At 69.3% G+C, this 22,553-nt stretch carries 14 protein-coding genes and 2 pseudogenes; 10 read left to right on the forward strand and 6 right to left on the reverse strand.

The features are described from left to right. Positions 1–111 precede the first annotated feature (111 nt). The 9 genes and pseudogenes from AZE13_RS25380 to AZE13_RS38385 all read left to right on the forward strand — a co-directional run. Positions 112–501 carry a hypothetical protein gene (locus AZE13_RS25380; RefSeq protein WP_079124353.1) on the forward strand — a complete coding sequence of 130 codons (390 nt, stop codon included), beginning with the start codon at positions 112–114 and terminating at the stop codon, positions 499–501. 161 nt (positions 502–662) lie between these two features. Next, positions 663–1,139, forward strand: coding sequence for a hypothetical protein (locus AZE13_RS25385; protein WP_066936762.1), 477 nt, complete (start codon positions 663–665; stop codon positions 1,137–1,139). Positions 1,140–1,283: 144 nt separating this feature from the next. Then, positions 1,284–7,568, forward strand: coding sequence for a toxin glutamine deamidase domain-containing protein (locus AZE13_RS39080; protein ID WP_066936528.1), 6,285 nt, complete (start codon positions 1,284–1,286; stop codon positions 7,566–7,568). Further along, positions 7,565–7,921 (forward strand): toxin-antitoxin system YwqK family antitoxin, encoded by a 357-nt coding sequence (locus AZE13_RS25395; RefSeq protein WP_079124354.1) that lies wholly within the window; start codon positions 7,565–7,567, stop codon positions 7,919–7,921. Before AZE13_RS39080 ends, AZE13_RS25395 begins: the two co-directional genes overlap by 4 nt. A gap of 166 nt (positions 7,922–8,087) precedes the next feature. Next, positions 8,088–8,423 (forward strand): hypothetical protein, encoded by a 336-nt coding sequence (locus AZE13_RS25400; protein WP_258527988.1) that lies wholly within the window; start codon positions 8,088–8,090, stop codon positions 8,421–8,423. 233 nt (positions 8,424–8,656) lie between these two features. Continuing rightward, positions 8,657–9,916, forward strand: coding sequence for an ABC transporter substrate-binding protein (locus tag AZE13_RS25405; RefSeq protein ID WP_079124355.1), 1,260 nt, complete (start codon positions 8,657–8,659; stop codon positions 9,914–9,916). A 62-nt stretch (positions 9,917–9,978) separates the two neighbouring features. Beyond that, positions 9,979–10,890, forward strand: a complete 912-nt coding sequence (locus AZE13_RS25410) for a carbohydrate ABC transporter permease (protein ID WP_066936534.1) — start codon at positions 9,979–9,981, stop codon at positions 10,888–10,890. A 44-nt stretch (positions 10,891–10,934) separates the two neighbouring features. After that, the gene (locus tag AZE13_RS25415) at positions 10,935–11,771 is read left to right on the forward strand and encodes a carbohydrate ABC transporter permease (protein WP_066936537.1); all 837 of its coding nucleotides are present in this window, start codon (positions 10,935–10,937) and stop codon (positions 11,769–11,771) included. A 259-nt stretch (positions 11,772–12,030) separates the two neighbouring features. Further along, positions 12,031–12,156: pseudogene (locus AZE13_RS38385) on the forward strand (taurine dioxygenase); the annotation flags it as partial. Between the two features lie 57 nt (positions 12,157–12,213). Here the strand turns inward: AZE13_RS38385 and AZE13_RS25420 are convergent. The 5 genes from AZE13_RS25420 to dusB all read right to left on the reverse strand — a co-directional run bounded on the left by AZE13_RS25420 (position 12,214) and on the right by dusB (position 20,042). Beyond that, positions 12,214–13,059: an ArsR/SmtB family transcription factor gene (locus AZE13_RS25420; protein WP_066936540.1), complete on the reverse strand. Its 846-nt coding sequence runs from the start codon at positions 13,057–13,059 to the stop codon at positions 12,214–12,216. Between the two features lie 564 nt (positions 13,060–13,623). Continuing rightward, complete coding sequence (locus AZE13_RS25425; RefSeq protein ID WP_107288437.1) at positions 13,624–14,289, reverse strand: hypothetical protein; 666 nt, start codon at positions 14,287–14,289, stop codon at positions 13,624–13,626. A 321-nt stretch (positions 14,290–14,610) separates the two neighbouring features. Beyond that, entirely contained in the window at positions 14,611–17,391 is a 2,781-nt protein-coding gene (ppdK, locus tag AZE13_RS25430; protein ID WP_258527996.1) for a pyruvate, phosphate dikinase, read from the reverse strand. Positions 17,392–17,961: 570 nt separating this feature from the next. After that, positions 17,962–18,621 carry a MarR family winged helix-turn-helix transcriptional regulator gene (locus AZE13_RS25435; RefSeq protein ID WP_079124357.1) on the reverse strand — a complete coding sequence of 220 codons (660 nt, stop codon included), beginning with the start codon at positions 18,619–18,621 and terminating at the stop codon, positions 17,962–17,964. 248 nt (positions 18,622–18,869) lie between these two features. Further along, positions 18,870–20,042 (reverse strand): tRNA dihydrouridine synthase DusB, encoded by a 1,173-nt coding sequence (gene dusB / locus AZE13_RS25440; RefSeq protein ID WP_066936549.1) that lies wholly within the window; start codon positions 20,040–20,042, stop codon positions 18,870–18,872. A 195-nt stretch (positions 20,043–20,237) separates the two neighbouring features. On the opposite strand from dusB, the gene AZE13_RS25445 reads away from it, so the two are divergent. Further along, positions 20,238–21,689 carry an MFS transporter gene (locus AZE13_RS25445; protein ID WP_066936553.1) on the forward strand — a complete coding sequence of 484 codons (1,452 nt, stop codon included), beginning with the start codon at positions 20,238–20,240 and terminating at the stop codon, positions 21,687–21,689. Positions 21,690–21,703: 14 nt separating this feature from the next. On the opposite strand, the pseudogene AZE13_RS25450 reads toward AZE13_RS25445, so the two are convergent. Beyond that, a pseudogene (locus tag AZE13_RS25450) lies at positions 21,704–22,375 on the reverse strand (XRE family transcriptional regulator); the annotation flags it as partial. Between the last annotated feature and the right edge of the window lie 178 nt (positions 22,376–22,553).

Consider the following 22,553-nt stretch of genomic DNA (forward strand, 5'->3'; position numbering starts at 1 on the left):
CAGGCGGCAGGCGGAGGCAACCGGCCGCACCGAACGTGAACCATTCAGGCCACCACGGCGTGAGTAAGGTTGAGCACCACCGACCAAGATGAGCGCCAGGGAGACCTCACCATGACCGATTCCGACCAGGCAGGCAGCACTCCCGGCCTGCCGCCCACGCCTCCCCCGCTCCCTCCGCGGCCGGCGGAAACCGGACCGCGGCCGGTGCCGGCGAACGAGGCCGAGGCGCTGGAGATCGGCCGTCAGCACTTCCCCACAGTCGGTACGCCCGGTGGCCCGGCCAGCCTGCACGTCCACGAGTTCGACATCGCCTACCTGATCCAGGCGGGCTGGCCGCCGCGCGCAGACCCCACCGCCCCGCCCGCCGAGCCGGGCGGAAGCAACGTCGTCATCTCCAAGGCCGACGGCGAGGTGACGTACGTACCCAACTTCCCGCCGGAGAGCGCGATGAGGCTCTACCGCCGTCTGCACCAGAGCAGCCCGCCTGAGGAACCTGCCTGAGGCCGGTACCGACACCAATGGCATCGAAAGGTGACATCGCAGACAGCTGCCCGGTGTCATTGACGACCGGTAAGCTCTGGCTTGAACATCTCATGGGATGACCATTACGAACGCGGGGGCGTTGAGGCGTTATGGCCGGTTCAGGCGGGTTTCAGTCCGATGTGGAATCCCTCAAGTCCGAGGGCACGAACTTCGTCAAGCTCGGCGAGGACTTCTACGCGTCCGTCGAGCGCCTGATCAACGGCCTGCACGCGCTGGGCGCAGGCCCGCCGGCCCAGGCCGACCAGCAGCCCCCGCCGGAGAAGAAGTCGTTCAGCGAGGGGTTCGTCAGCGGACTCACCACATTCGCCAGCAAGGCCGACGCCCCGCCATGGGGTGACGACGACATCGGCGAGAAGTTCGGCGTCGTCTACGAGGGCGTACGTGACGGTATGTACGAGTCGATGGGCCACCTCTCCTCGAAGCTCCAGGAGATCGGCAAGGCGTTGACCTCGATGTCCAAGAACCACGCGGAGAACGAGGACTTCACCGACGCCCTGATGAAGCAGCACGTCGAGAACGAGCAGGCCTGGTCGGACCCGACAGCCCAGGCCCCCGCAACCCGCGGCCGCTTCGTCGAGGCCTCGAACAAGAGCTAGGCCTTGTCCCGGCTCCTCGCCCACCCGGATCTCGTCTGACGTCGGTACTCCTCACGGGTACCTACACCACTCACCACCACGTCACCGCAGTCCACAAAACGCTGAATTGCACCATTTTCACGGGGGAGCTCCACCTTGTCTCTCATGCTGCCGGATCCGCTGGAGTGGGTCCTGGACATGCTCGGCTTCAACTGGCCGCACGCAGATGAAGACAAGCTGATCGAATGTGCCCAGGTCTGGCGCACGTTCGCAGCGGAGGTCGAGGGGCATCAGGCGCGTGGCACCTCGGCAGCGTCCAATGTGCTCAGCCAGAATGCCGGTGACTCCATCGAGGGCTTCAACAAGGCCTGGGAGAAGTTCGCCGGCGGCTCGGGCTACTTCAACGACGCCCGTGAAGCCGCGGAACTGATCGCCTTCACCCTCGAGGCCGCCGCCACTCTCGTGATCGGCATGAAGATCGCCGTCATCACCCAACTGGCGATTCTGGCCGCCGAGATCATCGCCGCCCAGGCCGCGGCCCCGTTCACCCTCGGCCTGTCCGAGATCGGCGGCGCGGCCGCCACACTGGCCACCCGGGAAATGGTTCGCCGGATCCTCAAGGAGGTCGCCAAGCAGCTGCTGGACGCGATCCTCGAGACCGCCAAGGAGCCGGTGATCTCCGCGCTGGAGGCCATGGCCTCCGACCTCATCGCCCAGACCGTCAACCAGAACTTCGGCGCCCAGAACGGCTACAACGTCGGCCGGACCCTCAAGGAGGGCCAGAAGGCGGCCACCGATGCCATCGAGAACGCCGGCGAAACCCTGGGCGAAAGCCTCCGCGACGGCGCCGGCAGCCGCGCGGGCCGTCGCGCCCGCGGCGGTCTGGATTCCGCGGCGGGCCACGGCAGCGACGGCGGAGGCGGAGGCGACGGGGGCAACGGGGGCGGGGACGGCGGCGGCTCCGGCGGCTCGGGCGGCTCGGGGCGGGACTCCGGCAGCGGTTCGAACCGTGGCAACAACAGCGGTACGGGCGAACCGAGTTCGTCTGGCGGCTCGGGCTCCGGCTCGGGCTCGGGCTCCAGTTCCGGCTCGGGCTCGGACTCGGGCTCGGGCTCGGGCTCGGGTTCCGGCAACAGCGGTTCCAACGGCTCCGGCGACGGTGGCGGCGGGCGCAGTGGCTCCAGTGGGGGCGGCTCGGGCTCTGGCTCCGGCTCCGGCTCCGGCTCCGGCAGCACCAACGGCGGCTACGGCGAGTCCAGCACCTCGAACGGCAGCAGCCGAGACGGCTCGGACAGCGCGGACGGCGGCTCCACCAGCCACGCCCCCCGCGCCTCGGACAACACGGGCTCCACCGACGGAACGGACAACGGCGCAGACGGCGGCCGCGGAACGCGCGCGCCCTCGTCCGACAGCCCCACCAGCAGCACCGACGCCCGGCCTCCCGTCCCGGACAGCCAGCCCCTCCCGCCGCCGGAGCAGCGCTCCCCCTTCGACGAGGGCTACCGGAGCGGCAGCGACAGCCCGGACGGGTCGCACGTGGCTGACTCCCGTACGACCCCGGATTCCGGTGCCACCCCCGACTCCGGTGCCGGTCGGGACACTTCCCGCCCGGACTCGAACTCGAACTCGGCCCCGGACTCGGACTCGGACTCGCCGAGCACCCGGCCGACGCCCGACCACACCCCGGACGCAGCGCGCCCCACCCCGGCCCCGGAGACCATCAGCACCCAGCCCGCACCGGCCCACACCCCCCAGCCGGACGCGCCGCAATCATCCTCCCCCGCACCGACTCCCGGCCCCGTACCCGGCAACCCGCCCTCCTACGGCGACAGTTCGGTCGGCTCTCACGACGGTGCCGGTAGCAGCAGCGGCAACGGGGCCTCGAACGGGGACAACTCCGGCTCCGGGACCGGTGGCGGCGGCCGCCCCTCCATGCCGCACGTCGGCACACCACCGCAGGGCGCCCCCGTCCAGCACACACCGTCCTCCGGCCAGCCGATCCAGCAGCGTGACCCGGCCCCGGGCAACCCCATGCCCACGGTCGACACCGGTGACCCCGACAACACCACCGTCACCACCCAGTCCGCCGGAACCGCGACCCTCCCGCCGCGCACTCAGCCCACCACCGACGCAGGCGCCGGCAGCCCGGCGGCTGCGTCTCCCCCCACCCCTCAGCAAACGCCGTCCAGCGCTCCCCCGGTCAACGGCCCGATGATGACGGGCGGCGTACCGCACCAGGCCGGCCCCGCCGCCGCCACCCCGCCCCGCGCCGGCACCCCGTCCTCCACCCCTGGCAGCACCCAGTCCCACAACAGTGGGCGTCCGAATGAGCGTCCCGCCAACCGCCGCCCGGACGGCTCCCAGGCGGTCCAGGACCACACCCAGCAGCCCACCCCGGACCGGCCGGCCTACAACCCCCGCCTCGACGGCCCCCGCCGGGACGGCTCCCGACCGGAAACCCCGGAGCAGGCTCCGTCAGCCCCAGGCGCCCGGACTCCCGCCGCCCCCAACCCGAACGTCCCCCACCAGCAGCCGACTCCGCAATACCAGCAGCCAAGCCCGTACGCCCAGCAACAGCCTCACCCCCAGCAACAGCCCACCCTCCACAGCACCACCCCGCCCACACAGCAGCAACCCCAGCATCACCCCCAGCAGCAACCCCATCACCAACCTCAGCCCCACCAACAGCAGCCGACTCCGCACACGCAGCAGCCGCCCCCACACGCCCAGCAGCAGAACCCCCACCACCAGACCCCCGACCAAAACCAGCCCGTCCCCCACCAGCAACAACAGCAGCACCAGACGCCGGTTCCCCAGCGCCCGAACCTGCGCAGCCACCTGGACGTCCGAGCCGGCCTCAACGTCCAGCCCAACGGCCTGTACTCGCCCTTCCCGCACGACCAGCAGGCCCTGGCGGCGAACTTCCCGCGGAACCCGGACGGCACCCCGCGCCCGTACAACGATCCGTTCCAGCCCTGGGTCCAGTACCAGAATGACGGTGGAACCACGGTTCCCGGACGTTCCAACAACTGTGCCGACTGCACGCGCTCCTTCATGGAGTCCTGGTACGGCAATCCGCAGGTGTCCGCAGTCCGCACCTACGACCCGGACCCGAACGCCCCGGACGGCCTCGACCGCGCATCCGGCGAGCGGAACGGCACCGCCAACATCGAGCAGTGGGCGGGGACGTCGTTCCGTAACTCCGGCCCGAACTCCAAGGACGGCTACGACCGCATAGCCAACGAGCTCCGCCAGGCGGGGCACGGCGCATCGGCCGCGGTACTGGTCACCTGGCCCAAGACCGCCGACGGCAAGGACGGTGGTGCGCACGTCTTCAACGCGGTCAACCACAACGGCCGTGTCATATGGGTCGACAGCCAGACCGGAGAGGTCAGCCAGCAGCCCATCAATACGGAGGCCGCCGGCGTCTGGCACCTCGTCCTCGACGCCAACCGCCAGCCCTTCGACCCCGCGGCCCCCCAGAATCAGACTCCCCAGAACCAAACGCCCCAGCACAACAACCCGCAGCACCAAGCACAGCCCCAGCAGTCACAGGCCCATCAGGCCCATCAGGCACAGCAGGCGCAGCAGGCGCAGCAGGCGCAGCAACAAGCCCAGCAGCCCTACCCGCAGCACCAACAGCCGAGCCCGTACCCCCAGCACCAGCCGGGACCGTACGCCCAGCAGCCGTACGCACAGCAGCCGTTCCCGCAACACCAGCCCGGGCCGTACGCCCAGCACCATCCACAGCAGCAGCCCGGCCCCTACCCCCAGCAATCGCAGCAGCACCAGCAGCCCGGCCCGTACGCGCAGCAGCATCAGCAGCCCGGTCCGTACCAGCAGCAACCCCACCAACAGCAGCAGCCGTTCCCGCAGCAGAGCAACCCGTACGCGCAGCAGCCGCAGCACCAGCCGAGCCCCTACGCCCAGCAGCCCCACCAGCAGCCGACCCCACAGCAGCAACCCGGGCCCTACCAGCAGCAGCACCAGCCCGGCCCCTACACACAGACGTACCAGCAACAGCCCACCCCGCAGCAGACCAACCCGTACGCTCAGCAGCCGTACCAACAGCCGAGCCCGTACACCCAGCAACCCCAGCCCGGCCCCTACGCCCAGCAGCCCACCCCATACCAGCAGCCGGGCCCGTATGCCCAGCAGCAGCCGGGGCCCTACCAGCAACCGCACCAGCAGCAGCCGTTCCCGCAGCAACAGCAGCAGCCAGGGCCCTATGCCCAGCAGCCGCACCAGCACCAGCCGCAGTCACAGCCGCAGCCGCACGCTCCTCAGGAACAGGCACAAGAGCAGGCGCAGACCCCGAATAACGCCACAGACAATCAACAAAAGGGTGATTCCGACCCGAACGGCCTGAGCGCCATCCGGGCCGACCTCAACCAGGACACCGGCGGCCTCCTGCCGCCCCACCCCAGCGACCAGCAGGCCCTGCAGAACGCGCACCCGACCAACCCCGACGGCACGCCGCAGCGCTTCGCCGACCCCTTCGCCCCCTGGGCTCAGCTCCAGAACGACGGCGGCAACACCGTCCCCGGGCGCAGCAACAACTGTGCCGACTGCTCCCGTTCGTTCCTGGAGACCTGGTACGGAAACCCCCAGGTCTCCGCCCCGCGCACGCCCGACACAGACGAAAACGGCAAGCCGGACACCTGGTCTCCCGAGAACGACGCCAACGCGAACCAGATCCGGTGGAGCGGTGCCACCCACACCTACGCCGGACCGGGCAACGACCCCAACACCGCTGCCCGCATCGCGCACGACCTGCAGCAAGCCGGTCACGGTGCGGCCGCCATCGTCCAGGTCGGCTGGCCCAACAACGGCGGTGGCCACGCCTTCAACGCGGTCAACCACCACGGCAAGATCGTCTGGGTCGACACGCAGACCGGCCAGGTCAGCACGGACCCGATCCACATCCCGCAGGCGGAGCACGCCTGGTACATCCCCCTCGGCCCCGACCGCCAGCCACTGCATCCCACCGAGGGCACCCCGAAGCCCCACGAGAACTCCCACACTCAGGCCGATCCCCAGTCCGAGGACACCACCCAGGACACCCAGTCCGAGGCCACGTCCCACCAGCCGACTGCCGACCCGCCCACACCCCCTGAGCCGGATCACACACCGGCCGACCAGCTGGAGTCCCACCCTCCGACCCACCACGAAGGCGGCTCCCCCGCCCCCAGGAACCGCGGCACGGACATCTCACAGCACCTCGCCGACGCCCTGCGCAACGACGGCAACCCGTTCCTCTACGGCAAGCCGGCCGCCGACACGCCCACCACCGACGGCCCCCCTGCTCCCCACGAGCCCGCCGCTCCTGCGGGCAACGGCCGCGACACCGAGGCCGCGCGCCACGAGGACGACGACCACACGACACCTGCCGACCCCCATCCGGACGCCACGGAAAGCCCGGAAGACCACAAGCCGCCTGCCGACCCGTCGGGCGAAGACGACTCTTCGGCCGACGATCAGCACGCCCACAGCGAGAACCAGGAAGAGAACCAGGAAGAGGGCCAGGACCCGGCAGAGCGTTTCAAGGCCCCCTCGGCCAGCGACGTTTCCGTTGACGACCCGCCCTCCTTCCCGGACCCGGTTGACCCAGGCGACACGCCCGATACCCACGATCTGGACTCCGAGATGGAGGACAAGCGCCGCGGCGGGCTGGTCGAGCAGATCGACCTCGACGACACGGAACGGGTCCGCTTCGACGAGAATGGCTTGATCAGCCATATCGACGGGAAGCCCGTGAAGGAGTACTTGCAGGAGTTGTCCGTAGAGCGGGCACGCTTGCACGCGGAGACGCGAGGACCAAACGACGGCCCCTGTTCAGCTGTGGCAATAGACCGCCGAACCGGAATGATCACCGAGGGTGTGAACGGAGAGCCGAACGACGTCATCAGGCCGACAAACCTCCACCCCATTCTGCGTGACAACTACATGGGCCTCGCCGCCTGGATGCACCCGATCATCGGCAAGGACGGGGACGTCCTCATCGGAAACAAGATCGCTCCGGACGGAACGGCGGAACGGGACGAAGACGGGAAGGTAATTCCCAACTCGCCGATGATTTTCACCGGACGGGCCTACTTCGACGAACCGCTGCGTCACGCCGAAGTCAAGGCCGTCAACGAACTCCTCTGGGCACGCCAGCGTAAACTGGAGGAGGAGTGGCGAGCTGAGCACGGAGAGAACTCCACGCCGCCCCCGCTGGGGCGTGAAGTCCTGGACGAGATGCGGTTCGACCCGCGCTGGATTGAAGACGCCGTGGTCAAGAAGGGGAAGAACAAGGGGAACGTCATCCACTCGACGGGCGACTCGGCGCCGGCCTGCCCGAACTGCAATGCGATGCTCCGCGACGTGCCCAGCTATGGGGGGCGCCACCAGTACACGATTGGTGACGCGCGGCGCAAAGACAATGAACTACCTCCAGTATCGGAATGATCATGCGTGTTGAATACGATGACTGCTACCGCGACGAGGACGCGCGCCTCCACTACGAAGATGACCCCTTCACCGGCGAAGTCGTCGCCCGGGACCGCAAGGGTCGAGTAATCAGCCTCGCTTCCTACGTCGAAGGCGTTCCCTCCGGGCCGCAGACCCAGTGGTATCCGGACGGGACGAAGAAAAAGGAAGGCCAGACACGATACGGACTGGCCGTCGGTGACTGGCGCACATGGCATCCGAACGGACAGCTCGCCGAGCACTCGGTCTTCAGCCCTCAAGGAAGGTTCGAGCGTCTCCAGAAGTGGGACAAGGAAGGAAACCTCATCGAAGATGAATCCTTCACGACGTGATAGCGCCTCGCTCACATAGGCGTCTTTCCCTGGGCGGTGAATTGCGCGTCAAGGAAGAGGGGACTTGCCGGTTGGGAGTGGCCGTCGGCGAGTGGCGCACGTAAGTCCTACCAGTAACCGGCTACCTGCCCCGTAAAGGCACCACACCATTCAGGAGAGACTTACCGTGTCGCAGGACATCCCGACCCCGCCGAACACCCCCCCGGCCGCTCCCCCCACCACCCCGGAAGCAGCTCTCGCCATCGTCCGCAACCGCTATGCCCAGCCCAAGCTGGCGGACGGCTCTCCGGCGCCCCTGCACGTCCACGAGTTCGACCTCGGTTACCTCGTGTACGCCGCCTACCCCCCTGCCACCGACGCGTCAGGATCACCCCAGCCCCCGCCCCCCGGTGGAGCGAAGATCGTCGTGGCCAAGGACACCGGCGAAACAGTCACCGTCCCCAACCTGCCCACCGAATCCGCCATCGCCCTCTACCGCGCACAGCGCCAGCCGAGGCCGTAGCGTCACCCGTCCCCCTCACCCCCCTTGTCGCCTTCGCTCCCCTCGTCCCTCTCTCCCCCCCCGCGCCCCCGCGCCCCTCCCCCTCCCGGCCCGGCACGACCCCTGCGACGAGTTCGTGAGGTTGCCATACGCGCTTCATGGTTGTGCGGCAGAGTGGACGGTCGCATCGTGCGGTGATCGACGATCAACGCCAGGCAACAGGCGGCAGGTGACGAGCACAGGGAGCGACGGCCATGACGGCGATCGGGAGACGGCGAGTACTGGCGGCCGGGGGCGGGATGGCGCTGGGTGCGGCGGCGGCCACGGCATGCGGGTCGAACACCGGGCGGGGCGGCGGCAGTTCGGGGCCGGGAATCAGCCAGTGGTACCACCAGTACGGGGAGCCGGGCACCGAGCAGGCCGTGAAGCGGTATGCGGCGGCGTACCGGAAGGCCAGGGTGAGTGTGCAGTGGCGGCCGGGGGACTACGACCGGCAGACGGCCGCCGCGCTGCTCACCGACTCCGGGCCGGACGTCTTCGAGGTCAACGGCCCCTTGCTGGACCAGGTCCGGGGTGGCCAGGTGGCCGATCTCACCGCCGAGGTCGAGCCGGTGAAGGACGACTTCCCGCAGACCGTGCTGGCGCCCAAGATCTGGCAGGGGAAGATCTGGGGTATCCCGCAGGTTGTCGATATGCAGCTGCTCTACTACCGGAAGAGCGCGCTGAAGGACGCCGGGGTGGAGCCGCCGGAGACACTCGATGCGTTGGTGGATGCGGCCAAGGCGCTGACCACCAAGCAGACCAAGGGGCTGTTCTTGGGGAACGACGGTGGGGTGGGGGTGCTGGGCGGAACACCGTTGTTCGCCGCGGGACTCACTCTGATCAGCGCGGAGGGGAAGGCCGGGTTCGACGATCCGGCGGCGGCGCGGGCGCTGGCGAAGATCCGCCAGTTGTACGCGGACAGGTCGCTGCTGCTGGGGGCGCCTACCGACTGGTCCGATCCGGCCGCGTTCATCCAGGGGCTGACGGCGATGCAGTGGTCGGGCCTGTGGGCACTGCCGCAGATCGAGAAGGCACTGGGGCAGGATTTCGGGGTGCTGCCGTTCCCCCGGGACGGAAGCGGCGGGAAGCCCTCCGTTCTCGTGGGGGCGTACGGCTCCGCGGTCAGTGCACGGAGCAGGCGCAAGGCGGAGGCGAAGGCGTTCGCCAAGTGGCTGTGGGTGGAACGGACGGACTTCCAGCAGGACTTCGCCCTGTCGTACGGGTTCCACATCCCGGCGCGGATCTCGCTGGCGAAGAAGGCGAAGCGGCTGCGGGAGGGGGCGGCGGCCGAAGCGGTGCGCTTCGCGACGGACCACGGGTATGCGGAGCCGTTGCTGTGGACGACCGCGGACCGGACCGCCTACCAGGACGCGCTGAGCCGGATCATCAAGGACGGCGCCCACCCGGAGAGTGAGCTGAAGAGCGTGCTGCGGACGGTGAACGCCGAACTTCAGCGGGTCAAGAAGAAGTGAGGCCTGGCCAAGCGGAAGTGAGACGGGGGCACGGACCCGCCCGCCGGTCCTTCGGGGCCCGGGTGCTCGGGCCGCAGCGGCGGAATTTGTGGTTCTGGGTGTTTGTCGGGCCGTTCGCGATCGGGCTGGGGCTGTTCACGTACGTGCCGCTGGCGTGGAGCGTGTACCTCAGCTTCTTCGACGCGCACAACACGGTGAGTCCGGCCGGCTCGGACTTCGTAGGCCTCGGCAACTACGGTGCGATGCTCGGCGACGAGGCGTTTCTCGGGAGCCTGGGGACGTTCGTCCTGTTCACGGCGTTCATCGTGCCGGCGACGTATGTGCTGTCGCTGACGCTGGCGCTGATGGTCAACCGGCTGCGCGTGGCCCAGGCGTTCTTCCGGTCGGTGTTCTTCCTGCCGACGGCCTGCTCGTATGTCGTCGCGGCGGTGATCTGGAAGCTGTCGATCTTCAACGGGGTGCGGTTCGGACTGGCCAATACGGTGCTGGGCTGGTTCGGGGCGGACCAGACCGCCTGGCTGTCGACCACCGATCCGCCGTGGTACTGGCTGGTCATCGTGACCGTTCGGCTGTGGCTGCAGGCCGGGTTCTACATGATCCTGTTCCTGGCGGGGCTCCAGCGGATCTCGCCTCAGCTGTACGAGGCGGCCGCGGTGGACGGCGCCCGGCCCGGCTGGCAGACCTTCCGGAACATCACCTTTCCGCAGCTTCGCGCGACCTCGGTGGCCGTGGTCCTGCTGCTGGTGATCAACGCGTTCCAGGCGTTCGACGAGTTCTACAACCTGCTGAGCGATGCGCGTGGCTACCCGCCGTACGCCCGGCCGCCGCTGGTCTACCTCTACTACACGGCGCTGGGGCAGGACCAGAACCTCGGGCTGGGGAGCGCGGGCGCGGTGATCCTGGCGCTGATCATCGCGCTGGCGACGGTGGTGCAGGCCCGGTGGTTCGGGCTCGGCCGCAAGGGGGAGGACTGAGCGCGATGCGGGATGCGACGACGCACGGTGCGACGCAAGGGGCGATGGCAGACGCGCTGACCAGGGCCGGACGGGCCTTGCGGGTGGCGCTGCTGGTCGCACTGGCCCTGCTGTTCCTGATCCCGTTCTATCTGCTGGTACGGAACGGACTGGCGACCGAGCAGGACCTCACGGCTCCGGAGTGGACGTTCTTCCCCCGCGACCTGCAGTGGTCGAATCTGACCGAAGTCTTTCGGGATCCCGCCCTACCCCTGGGGCGTGCGCTGCTCAACTCCACGCTGATCGCGGTGTCCACGACGGTCGGCACGGTCGTCCTGGCCTCCCTCGCGGGGTACGGCCTGGCCCGGATTCCGTACCGCTACGCCAACGCCGTGTTCTACGCGATCCTGGGCACCCTGATGGTGCCGGCGGCCGTGACGTTCGTGCCGAGCTTTGTCCTGGTATCGACGCTGGGATGGATCTCGACACTGCGCGGACTGATCATTCCGACGCTGTTCAGCGCCTTCGCGTGCTTCATCTTCCGGCAGTACTTCCTGGGCTTCCCGAGAGAGCTGGAGGACGCGGCACGTGTCGACGGACTCGGCCACTGGCGGACGTACTGGCGGATCGTCGTCCCCAACTCCCGACCGGTGTTCGCGGCCGTCGGAACGATCGTCTTCATCGGGGCCTGGAACGCCTTCCTCTGGCCACTGGTCATCGGCCAGGACCAGGAGGCCTGGACGGTGCAGGTCGCGCTGTCCACGTTCACCACCGCGCAGCGGCTCAGTCTGCATGAGCTGTTCGTGGCCGCGGCGGTGTCGATCGCGCCGTTGGTGGTCGTCTTCCTGCTGCTCCAGCGGTACATCGTCGCGGGGGTGGAGCGTAGTGGAATCGATGACTGAGGTATGCGGGCGGACGGCGTACGCAGCGGAACCGGGCGTTGCCGGAGTGACAGGTGTTGTTCTTCCGGAGGCAGCATCTTACTTCCGGGTCACCAAGTGAATTCGCCGCGAATTGCGGGCAGTTGAAGACCAATCCGCTCCTGGCTCAGAGCGATTCGGAGGATGTCGTCCGGTGCCACAAGGCGGCCGGCGGGGCCCCGCGTTCGGATACGTATGGCACGTGGATGCCGCGTTCCGGGAACGCCCGGCGCTCGGCGCGGTGTTGCCACCGCATGAGGTGCCGCCCGCGGGCGAGGACACCCTGCGGGCCGATATAGCGGCAACGTACAACAATTTGCCTTCGGAAATCATGGCCCGGATCTACCGCACGCGGGCGGTACACGACTATCCCCGGGGGTTCTCCCTCTTCCCGTACGGACAGCCGCGGAAGCGCCGCCCCGCCTCACACCAGGCGCTCATAGGCCGCCCCCTCCGCCGGCCGCGCTCCGCGCAGCAGGGCCGCGCCCAGCGGGGTGAGGGTGTGCAGTACGGCGTTGCCCTGACGCAGGGTGGTCAGCAGGCCGGCGTCGCGCAGTACGGTCGCGTGCTGGCTGGCCGAGGCCAGCGAGACATCGGCACGGCGGGCGAGTTCGCTGGTGGTGCACCCGACACCGATGCCCTGGAGTATGGCCGACCGGGTCTGGCCGACGAGCCGGCCGAGGGAACGTTCCGGCGCGGTGTGCGGAGTGAGCCGCGGGGCCTGGTGCTCCACCGGGTAGACCAGGACGGGCGTCAGGTCGGGGTTGTGGAAGGTGACCGGGGTACGACGGCAGAAGTAGGACGGCAGCAGCAACAGGCCCCGGCCGCCCAGGTACAGGTCACGGTCGACCGGGTAGTCGGCCTCCAGAACCGGCGGGCGCCAGCGCATCATCGACGGCAGCGAGGCGAGCAGCCGGTCGGCCCCGCCGTCGAGGAGGGCCCGGCCGCGGGCGGCACGGTCGGCCTCGATACGGCCCTGGACCCGCGACCAGTGCGGAGCGACCGCCACCTCGTAGTAGCGCTGCAGAACGCCAGCGAGGCGCCCCAGCGAGCGGGTGTCGCCGTCGGCCATCGCCCGTATCCACGACGGCAGCGGGCGGGTGGCCGTGGAGAGCCGGGAGAGCTCCTCGTGCAGCCGGACGGCGGGCGTCTCGCGCAGCGCGCCGAGCGCATCGGCCATCCCCAGGAGCCCTTCGGCGGGCGTCAGGAAATCGGGAAAATAGCCGCGGGTGGGCACCAGCGGTGCCAGGAGACGCGCTTCGCCATTCAACTTTCCGCGCGTTTCCGATCGCCATTTGCCGAACGTCGAATCATCGCGTCTGTCACGTAGTCGATGAAAACTTAAGACCGTCTCCCACAGTGCGTCCGGGCGCGCCGCAATGCGTACGCGGGCCAGATCGAGTCCACTGAAATGGACGCGTAACACCGAACCCCCACCTCTGGTTTCCTCAGTCGGCCCCCGGCACGCCTGAGTATGCACGCCAACACGTGCGGTCACCATGCCCTTTTGGCCAGACTTGAAAGTGCTCGCGCCACCCGGCGGCGGACAGGAATGCTTGTACTCAATTCGGCGACGACGCGAGCGGCCCGGATTGCTCGATCCCGTGGGGGGTGATGGGCAACGAACCGCCCGCTCGACAGTCCCGCCGAAGGCCGCCTTCCCGCGCCGACCGGGGTGGCGGCAGCTCCCGAGGGGGGAGTCCGGAGAAAGCGAGGGCGGCACCTCCGCACAGGTGCCGCCCTCGTAGGACCGTCCAGTACAGATGGCCGAATTGCATCGCCGGCCCGAGGGCCCGGCGCCGGCCACGGAGCCGGACGCCGGGGCCCGTCGGCGTTACTTCTCGGCGCTGTTGTCGACGCTGTTGCTGCAGTTCATCGACGAGCCGATCTGGGTGGTCTGCGAGCCCGGGTCGCCGGCGTTGTCGTCCGAATTGCCCGAGGTGCCGTTCGCGAACCCGACCTCGCCGTACGTGTCGATGTTCTTGTCGTTCGACTTGCACACGGTGCTCAGGTGGTCGCGCTCCCCAGCGCCCATCTGCAGCCGGGCGGTCTCGCCGCCGGCCGCCTGCGGCCGGACCGCCGCGGCAGGAGCGGCCTGCTGACGGCTGATGTCGTCACGGGTCACCTGCTGGCGGGTGGAGTCGCCGGCGCGCATCTGCTGCTGGTTGGAGTCACTGGCGCTCGGCTGCTGCTGGCGGTTGCTGTCGCTCGGGCTCAGCGCCTGCGGGCGATTGCTGTCGGCCGGGCCCAGCTGCTGCTGACGGGCGGAGTCGCTGCGGATCGGCTGCTCCTGACGGCTGGTGGCCTCAGGGCTCGACTGCTGACGGGCGGAGGCGTCACCGCTCGGCTGCTGCCGGTCGTAGACGCTGCTGCTGCTCGACTGCTGGCGGTCGGGGGCGTCCGGGCTCGACCCGCCACAGGCGTGGCCGATGCCGGTGCCGAGAAGGCTGACGCTGCCGAGGACGGCGGTCATGACAGCAGCCTTACGAAGCTTGTGCATTTCTTCTCCGGTGGATTGCGAGGATACGATCAGTTGCTGATCGACTTCATACGGTTACGAGAGGCTAATAGGAAATATCTCGTATCCACCCGGTGACGCGCCGTCGCGCACCAGCGCCGCCCCGCATGACCCACACCCCAGTGCCCCGACAGACCCATGGATCCCGCACCCCGCAAAGCCGAGGACGGCACAAAGCCGAGGGCGGCACCTCCGCACAAGGTGCCGCCCTCGTTGAGTACCGGAGCCGGCCTGCCAGGCCTATGAGGGTCGGAGTCCCTGGCGCCGGCTCCGGTGGTCTCGGAGTGCCGTCCGCAGCGTCGGTCAGCGGCTGTCGCTGCCCTTCGCCTCGGCCGCCGCGCGGCCCGCCTCCAGCCGTGCGACCGGGATGCGGAACGGGGAGCAGGAGACGTAGTCCAGGCCCGCCTCGTGGAAGAAGTGGACGGATTCCGGGTCTCCGCCGTGCTCGCCGCAGACGCCGAGCTTGAGGTCCGGGCGGGTGGCCCGGCCGGCCGCGGCCGCGTTGCGGACCAGCTGGCCCACCCCGTCCTTGTCGATGGTCTCGAAGGGGCTGACGCCGAAGATGCCCTTCTCCAGGTACGCGGTGAAGAAGCTGGCCTCGACGTCGTCGCGGGAGAAGCCCCAGACCGTCTGCGTGAGGTCGTTCGTGCCGAAGGAGAAGAAGTCGGCGGACTCGGCGATCTGACCGGCCGTGAGGGCGGCGCGGGGCAGCTCGATCATCGTGCCGAGGGTGAGCTTGAGGCTGACGCCGTGGGTCCGCTCGACGTCGGCGATGACCTGCTCGGCCTCCTCGCGGACGATCTCCAGCTCCTGGACGGTGCCGACGAGCGGGATCATGATCTCGGCGCGCGGATCGCCCTTGGCGTTCTTGCGCTCGGCGGCCGCCTCGGCGATCGCCCGTACCTGCATGGCGAACAGGCCCGGGATGACCAGGCCGAGGCGTACGCCGCGCAGGCCCAGCATCGGGTTCTGCTCGTGCAGCTTGTGCACGGCCTGGAGGAGCCGGAGGTCGTTCTCGTGCTTCTCGTGCCGGGCCTCGGCCAGCGCGACGCGCACCGACAGGTCGGTGATGTCGGGCAGGAACTCGTGCAGCGGCGGGTCCAGCAGCCGTACGGTCACCGGCAGGCCGTCCATCGACTCGAACAGCTCGATGAAGTCGGCCTTCTGAAGCGGGAGCAGCTCGCTGAGGGCGGCTTCGCGGTGGGCGTCGGTGTCGGCAAGGATGAGGTGCTCGACCATCTCCCGGCGCTCGCCGAGGAACATGTGCTCGGTGCGGCACAGGCCGATGCCCTGGGCACCGAACCGGCGGGCGCGGGCGGCGTCCTCGGCGTTGTCGGCGTTGGCCCGTACGCGCAGCCGGCGTACCCGGTCCGCGTACGCCATGATCCGGTGCACGGCCCTGACCAGTTCGTCCGCGTCGTCCGCGCCGGCGTGCATCCGGCCCTCGAAGTACTCCACGACCGGGGACGGTACGACCGGCACCTCGCCGGCGTAGACCTTGCCGGTGGAGCCGTCGATGGAGACGGTGTCGCCCTCCTCGACGACGGTCCCGTCGTGGGTCGTCATCCGGCGCCGCTTGGTGTCGACCTCCAGCTCCTCGGCGCCGCAGACACAGGTCTTGCCCATACCGCGGGCGACGACGGCGGCGTGCGAGGTCTTGCCGCCGCGCGAGGTGAGGATGCCTTCGGCGGCGATCATGCCGTTGAGGTCGTCGGGGTTGGTCTCCCGGCGGATCAGGATGACCTTCTCGCCGGAGCGCGACCACTTGACGGCGGTGTACGAGTCGAAGACGGCCTTGCCGACCGCCGCACCCGGGGAGGCGGCGATACCCCGGCCGAGCAGGTCGGACGTCGCGCTCAGGTCGAAGCGGGGGAACATCAGCTGCGCCAACTGGGCGCCGGTGACCCGCTGCAGGGCCTCGGCCTCATCGATCAGCCCCTGGTCGACGAGCTGGGTGGCGATCCGGAAGGCGGCACCGGCGGTGCGCTTGCCGACCCGGGTCTGGAGCATCCACAGCTTGCCGCGCTCGATGGTGAACTCGATGTCGCACAGGTCCTTGTAGTGCGTTTCGAGCGTCTCCATGATCTGCATGAGCTCGTCGTACGAGGTCCGGTCGATCGCTTCGAGGTCCGCGAGCGGGACGGTGTTACGGATGCCGGCGACGACGTCCTCGCCCTGCGCGTTCTGCAGGTAGTCGCCGTAGACGCCCTGCTGGCCGCTGGCGGGGTCGCGGGTGAAGGCGACGCCGGTGCCGGAGTCCGGGCCGAGGTTGCCGAAGACCATGGAGCAGACGTTGACGGCCGTGCCGAGGTCGCCGGGGATACGCTCCTGACGGCGGTACAGCTTGGCGCGGTCGGTGTTCCACGAGTCGAAGACCGCGCGTACCGCGAGGTCCATCTGCTCGCGCGGGTCCTGCGGGAAGTCGCGGCCGGTCTCCTTGGCGACGATGTCCTTGAACTGCGCGACCAGGCCGTTGAGGTCGTCGGCGTCCAGATCCACGTCGACGCTGACGCCCTTGGCCCGCTTGGTCTCCTCCAGGGCTTCCTCGAAGAGGTCGCCGTCGACGCCCAGCACGGTCTTGCCGAACATCTGGATGAGGCGGCGGTACGAGTCCCAGGCGAACCGCTCGTCGCCGGCCTGCGCGGCGAGGCCGGAAACCGACGCATCGGAGAGGCCGATGTTGAGGACGGTGTCCATCATGCCGGGCATGGAGAACTTCGCACCGGAACGTACCGATACGAGCAGCGGGTCGTCGGCCTGGCCGAGCTGCTTGCCCATCTTCCGCTCAAGGGCGTTGAGGTGCTCGGTGACCTCGGCACGGAGTGCCTTCGGCTCGGCGCCGCTCTCCAGGTAGACCTTGCAGGCCTCGGTGGTGATCGTGAAGCCCGGAGGGACGGGAAGACCCAGGTTGGTCATCTCGGCGAGGTTCGCACCCTTGCCGCCTAGCAGGTCCTTGAGGTCCTTGTTCCCCTCGGTGAAGTCGTAGACGAACTTCGGGGACGCAGGCTGGGTCACCTGGGGATCTTGTGTTTCCGGCACGGCACTGACTCCTCGCCGACGGGCTGCCCTGACGGCGAGGAACATACCCAGATCGAAGGCGTATGGGTACGTCCACTTGGTCGACATATGCATGTAACGGGCCGTCCGCCAGCGGATCGAAAGTACTCGGCCGGTTGAGCGATCCTTCATTGCTTGAACGCATCATCTCGCTCCGCCGCTGAAGTGGGCGACACTTTCCACGCACCGCAATGGATGACTTGATAGGCCGAATCCATCTGGACTGGCACCCGGTGCCATCATTTGGAGAGTGGAGCCCGCCACTGGTCGCTCATCTGAGCGCTACCCCTATCAGGAGTGGCGAGAATCACGCGCTCATGTGTGCCTCCAGTGCATCATTTGGGCTCCCTCGAACTCGCTCAGCGTCGTCCGATCGCCTGCGTGATCAAGGACTGTGACCGCCGGCGCGTCAGGGGTGTCAGGTTCAGGCCATAGTTTCCGACCGGCGGCAGGGCCGCTCCCCCGTCCGGATTCGTATACCGCGCTCCCGTCACCGCATTCCCGTCACCGGGCTCCGTCACCGCACCCCCGTCACCGCTCCCCCGTCCGGATTCGTATACCGCGCTCCCGTCACCGCATTCCCGTCACCGGGCTCCGTCACCGCACCCCCGTCACCGGGCTCCCGTCCGGACTCGTATACCGCGGCGGTCCGGCCGGCACATCGGGCTGCGGAAGGGCCGGGCCGTGGCGTTTCGCCCGGCGGCCGCTCCTCCTGGGCCGCGGTTCCTGCCCGTCCAGCAGTTCCAGGCGCCGTTCCTCGCCGTGGCTCTCGACCTGCGTCACGATCCGGTGCAGCCGATCCGCCAGCTCCACTGCCTCGTCGTCGCTCAACCCCTCGGTGACAAAGGCCTCTTCGGCATTGACCTCCGGGAGGAGCCGGGCCATCAGCCGCTCCCCCTCGGGGGTGGCCGAGAGCAGGGCGAGCCGGCCGTCGGTCGGGTGCCCCCGGCGCTCCAGCAGGCCGCGGCCCTGCAGCGTACGGGCGACGCCGGTGAGCGTGCCCTTGGAGATACCGGCTTCCTCGGCGACCCGGCGGGTCTCCTGCTCGCCCCAGGCCCAGACCACCCACAGCACGACGAACGAGGTCCAGGTCAGATCGGCGCCGCGCAGCACCGAGTTCTCCAGGTGCTGCCGTACGGCGGCCGCGGCCCGGTAGAGGTTCGCCACCGCGGCCATCTGTTCATGACGGAGGGGCGTGTCGCCCAGTTTGGCCTGTACCGCCTTCTGCGTGTCCTCGAGGGAACGGTGTCCGCTCACCACAGCTCTCCCTGGCCGGCGCCGATGGCCCATGTACCGCCGTTGGCCGTACATTCCGCCCATACGGCCTCAAACGGTAACGTGACCGGCGCCGGACGTCCCGTATGGCGACAGCGACACGCCCCACATCCGCCCACCAGGACGCCCATCGGTGCACAGACGCCCATGGGTGCACGGGTGAACGGTCTCAGCCCGCCCACCGGGGCACCTGCCGCTGTGCAGATACGCAGATACGCGGATGCTCAGCCTCAGCCGCCCGACGTGTCCAGCTCCGCGTCCGCGTCCACACCCGCGCAGTCGTACGGGTCGTCCAGCCAGCCGTCGGGGAGGACCACACGATTGCGCCCCGAGGTACGGCCGCGCGGCCCGTCGGCGCCGGCCGGCCACGGCTGATCGAGGTCGAGCTCCGACAGCAGGGCGTCGAGCTCGTCGAGGGAGGAGGTGACCGCCAGGCTGCGACGCATCTCGGAACCGATCGAGAAGCCCTTGGTGTACCAGGCGACATGCTTACGGAAGTCGATCACGCCGCGCGACTCGTCACCGAGCCACTCGCCGAGCAGGGTGGCATGCCGCAGCATCACGGCCGCGACCTCCTTGAGCGTCGGCTCGGCGCCCGCCCGTCGCCCGCCAGCGCCCTCCAACGGAAGCGCTTCGCGCCCTGATTCTGTGCCCTCGAACGCGGCGACCAGGTCACCGAACAGCCACGGCCGGCCCAGGCAGCCGCGTCCCACGACCACTCCGTCGCACCCGGTCTCGCGCATCATCCGTTCGGCGTCGTCCGCCGACCAGATATCGCCGTTGCCGAGCACCGGGATCTCCGGTACGTGCTCCTTGAGGCGGGCGATGGCTTCCCAGTCGGCGGTACCGCCGTAGTGCTGGGACGCGGTGCGTCCGTGCAGGGCGATCGCGGTGACCCCCTCCTCGACCGCGATCCGCCCGGCGTCCAGGTAGGTGAGGTGGTCGTCGTCGATGCCCTTGCGCATCTTCATGGTCACCGGGAGCCCGCCCGCGTTCGCCACCGCCTCCCGCAGGATGGAGCGCAGCAGCGGACGCTTGTACGGGAGCGCCGAGCCGCCGCCCTTGCGGGTCACCTTGGGGACCGGGCAGCCGAAGTTGAGGTCGATGTGGTCGGCGAGGTCCTCCTCCGCGATCATGCGGGTGGCCTTGCCCACGGTGTCCGGGTCGACGCCGTACAGCTGGATCGAGCGGGGCTGCTCGGTCTCGTCGAAGTGGATCAGCTGCATGGTCTTGTCGTTGCGCTCGACCAGCGCCCGCGTGGTGATCATCTCGCTGACGAAGAGGCCCTTGCCGCCCGAGAACTCGCGGCACAGGGTCCGGAACGGGGCATTGGTGATCCCGGCCATCGGCGCGAGGACCACGGGTGGCTGCACCGTGTGCGGACCGATCTGCAGCAGGGTCATGGCAGGGGTACCTTCGGCTTTCTTCGACGTCGGCTTCGCGGACCGTACGGGGCACCGGCCGCTGCGAGCTCCTTGCGACCTCCTATTGTCCCGCACCGCGCGAGTGGCCTCGGCGAGCCCGGACGGACCGGACCGTCCGGCCCTCGACCGGGCTTTCGCAGAGCCGGGCGCCCGGAACCGCCGTAGCGTTCAACCATGTCCGGCATCAGCGGCCCACGTCGGCTCCTCGTACTGGCGATCTGCTGTATGAGCCTGCTGATCGTCAGCCTCGACAGCACGGTCCTCAACGTCGCCCTGCCGTCCATGCAGCGCGAGCTGGGTGCCTCGGTCTCTGGTATGCAGTGGACGATCGACGCGTACACGCTGGTGCTGGCATCGCTGCTGATGCTGGCCGGTTCGACCGCGGACCGGCTGGGCCGGCGGCGGATCTTCCTGGTCGGACTGGCGGTCTTCTCGGCCGGCTCGCTGCTGTGCAGCCTGGCGCCCAGCCTGTCGTGGCTGGTGGCCTTCCGGATGGTGCAGGCGATCGGCGGCTCGATGCTCAACCCCGTCGCGCTGTCGATCGTCACCAACACCTTCACCGCCCCCGGGGAGCGGGCCCGTGCCATCGGCGTGTGGGGCGGGGTCGCCGGCGTCAGCATGGCGGCCGGGCCGGTGATCGGCGGGCTGCTGGTGCAGAGCGTCGGCTGGCGCTCCATCTTCTGGGTCAACGTCCCCATCGGTGCGCTCGCGATCTTCCTCACCCTGCGGTACGTCCCAGAGTCGCGCGCGCCCAGGCCCCGCCGGCTCGACCCGGTCGGCCAGCTGCTGGTGATCACACTGCTCGGCTCACTGACGTACGCGATCATCGAGGCGCCGGGCGCCGGCTGGACGTCCGCGGAGATCCTGTCCTTCGTCCTGATGGCGCTGGTATCGCTGGCAGCCCTGCTCGCCTATGAGCGGCGCCGCGTGGAACCCCTGATCGACCTGCGGTTCTTCCACAGCGCACCGTTCAGCGGGGCCACGGTCGTGGCGGTCTGCGCGTTCGCCGCGCTCGGCGGCTTCCTGTTCCTCAACACGCTCTATCTGCAGAACATCCGCGGGCTGTCCGCGCTGGGCGCCGGGCTCCACATGCTGCCGATGGCCGGGATGACGGTGTTCTTCGCGCCGCTGTCGGGGCGGCTGGTCGGCAGCCGCGGCCCCCGGCTCCCGCTGCTGCTCGCCGGTACGGCGATGGCCGGGGCCGGGCTGCTCTTCGCGGTGTTCGACGCGCAGTCGACGGATGTCCTGCTGTTCACCGGCTATGTGCTCTTCGGCGTCGGATTCGGGCTGGTCAACGCCCCGATCACCAATACGGCGGTGTCCGGCATGCCGCGCGCCCAGGCGGGGGTGGCGGCCGCCGTGGCCTCGACGAGCCGGCAGGTGGGGACGTCGCTGGGCGTCGCGGTGATCGGCGCCGTACTGGCGGGCGGAGCGCATGCCGCCGCCGGCGCGAGCCAGTTCGTGGCGGCCGGCCGCTCCGCGTGGTGGATCATCGCGGGCTGCGGCACGGCCGTACTGCTGCTGGGGGCGCTGACGACGGGGCCATGGGCGCGGCGGACCGCGCTGCGTACGGCGGATCTGTTGGACGAGGAGCCACGGGGCGGGCACGCCACGGCCAGGGCGTAGGGGCCGGGCAGGCCCTACACCGTGGCGAGCGCCAGCTTCTCCAGCTCTTCGAGGCGCTCCCGGGTCGTCTCGTCGGCCGGCGTGTAGGTCAGCAGCTTGGGGCCGGGGTTGGGGCCCGTCCACAGGCTGCTCGAGGAGAGCTGCAGGATGCCCACATGCGGGTGCCTGATGACCTTGACGCCACTCGTCGGGCGGACGACCTCGTGCTCTGCCCAGATCTCGCGGAACTCGGCCGATGCCTCCGTGAGCCGCGCGACCAGCGCCTTCCAGGCCGGCTCGGCGACATGCTCGGCCATGGCCGCCCGGAACTTGGCGGCCATCAGCCGTTTCGAGACTTCCAGATCGACCGTTCGCGCCCGCCACTCGGCGTGGGTGAACGCCAGCCACATGCAGTTGCGGTCCTCCTCGGGCAGCGCGTCGAAGTCGCACATGAGCCGCCCGTAGGTGCTGTTGTAGGCGAGGACGTCGAACCGGCTGTTCTGGACGGCCGCGGGGAACGGCGCGAGCTGGTCCAGTACCTGCCGCAGCGCCTTCGGCACGACGCGCGTGCACTCGGTACCGGGCCGCGGGTCGACCGCCCCGGCCAGCGCGAACAGATGGCTGCGCTCGGCGCGGTCGAGCAGCAGCGCGCGGGCGATCGCGTCCAGGACCTGCGGCGAGACCTGGATGTCCCGGGCCTGTTCGAGGGAACTGTTCACCGCCTAGGACATGACCCCGGTCACATGGCAGGTGCGTCCTAGGGCAGCTCCCCGGAGTGCGAATGTCCGCGTCTTTGCTGGTCAAGCCCGATGTTGTCCGCCCCATGCTGGTCACTGCGGCCGGTGCGGTGGTGTCGTCTCACTCACTCGGGGACGTAGTGAGCAC

Source organism: Streptomyces sp. NBRC 110611, from assembly GCF_001590865.1.
Classification (GTDB): Bacteria; Actinomycetota; Actinomycetes; order Streptomycetales; family Streptomycetaceae; genus Streptomyces.

Excerpts from the sequence above, each read along its gene's own strand:
- AZE13_RS25415 (WP_066936537.1), top strand. The coding sequence starts at position 10,935 with ATGGCAGACGCGCTGACCAGGGCCGGACGGGCCTTGCGGGTGGCGCTG.
- ppdK (WP_258527996.1), bottom strand. The coding sequence starts at position 17,391 with ATGTTCCTCGCCGTCAGGGCAGCCCGTCGGCGAGGAGTCAGTGCCGTG.
- AZE13_RS39080 (WP_066936528.1), top strand. The coding sequence starts at position 1,284 with ATGCTGCCGGATCCGCTGGAGTGGGTCCTGGACATGCTCGGCTTCAAC.
- AZE13_RS25395 (WP_079124354.1), top strand. The coding sequence starts at position 7,565 with ATGATCATGCGTGTTGAATACGATGACTGCTACCGCGACGAGGACGCG.
- AZE13_RS25425 (WP_107288437.1), bottom strand. The coding sequence starts at position 14,289 with ATGCACAAGCTTCGTAAGGCTGCTGTCATGACCGCCGTCCTCGGCAGC.
- AZE13_RS25380 (WP_079124353.1), top strand. The coding sequence starts at position 112 with ATGACCGATTCCGACCAGGCAGGCAGCACTCCCGGCCTGCCGCCCACG.
- AZE13_RS25405 (WP_079124355.1), top strand. The coding sequence starts at position 8,657 with ATGACGGCGATCGGGAGACGGCGAGTACTGGCGGCCGGGGGCGGGATG.
- AZE13_RS25445 (WP_066936553.1), top strand. The coding sequence starts at position 20,238 with ATGTCCGGCATCAGCGGCCCACGTCGGCTCCTCGTACTGGCGATCTGC.
- dusB (WP_066936549.1), bottom strand. The coding sequence starts at position 20,042 with ATGACCCTGCTGCAGATCGGTCCGCACACGGTGCAGCCACCCGTGGTC.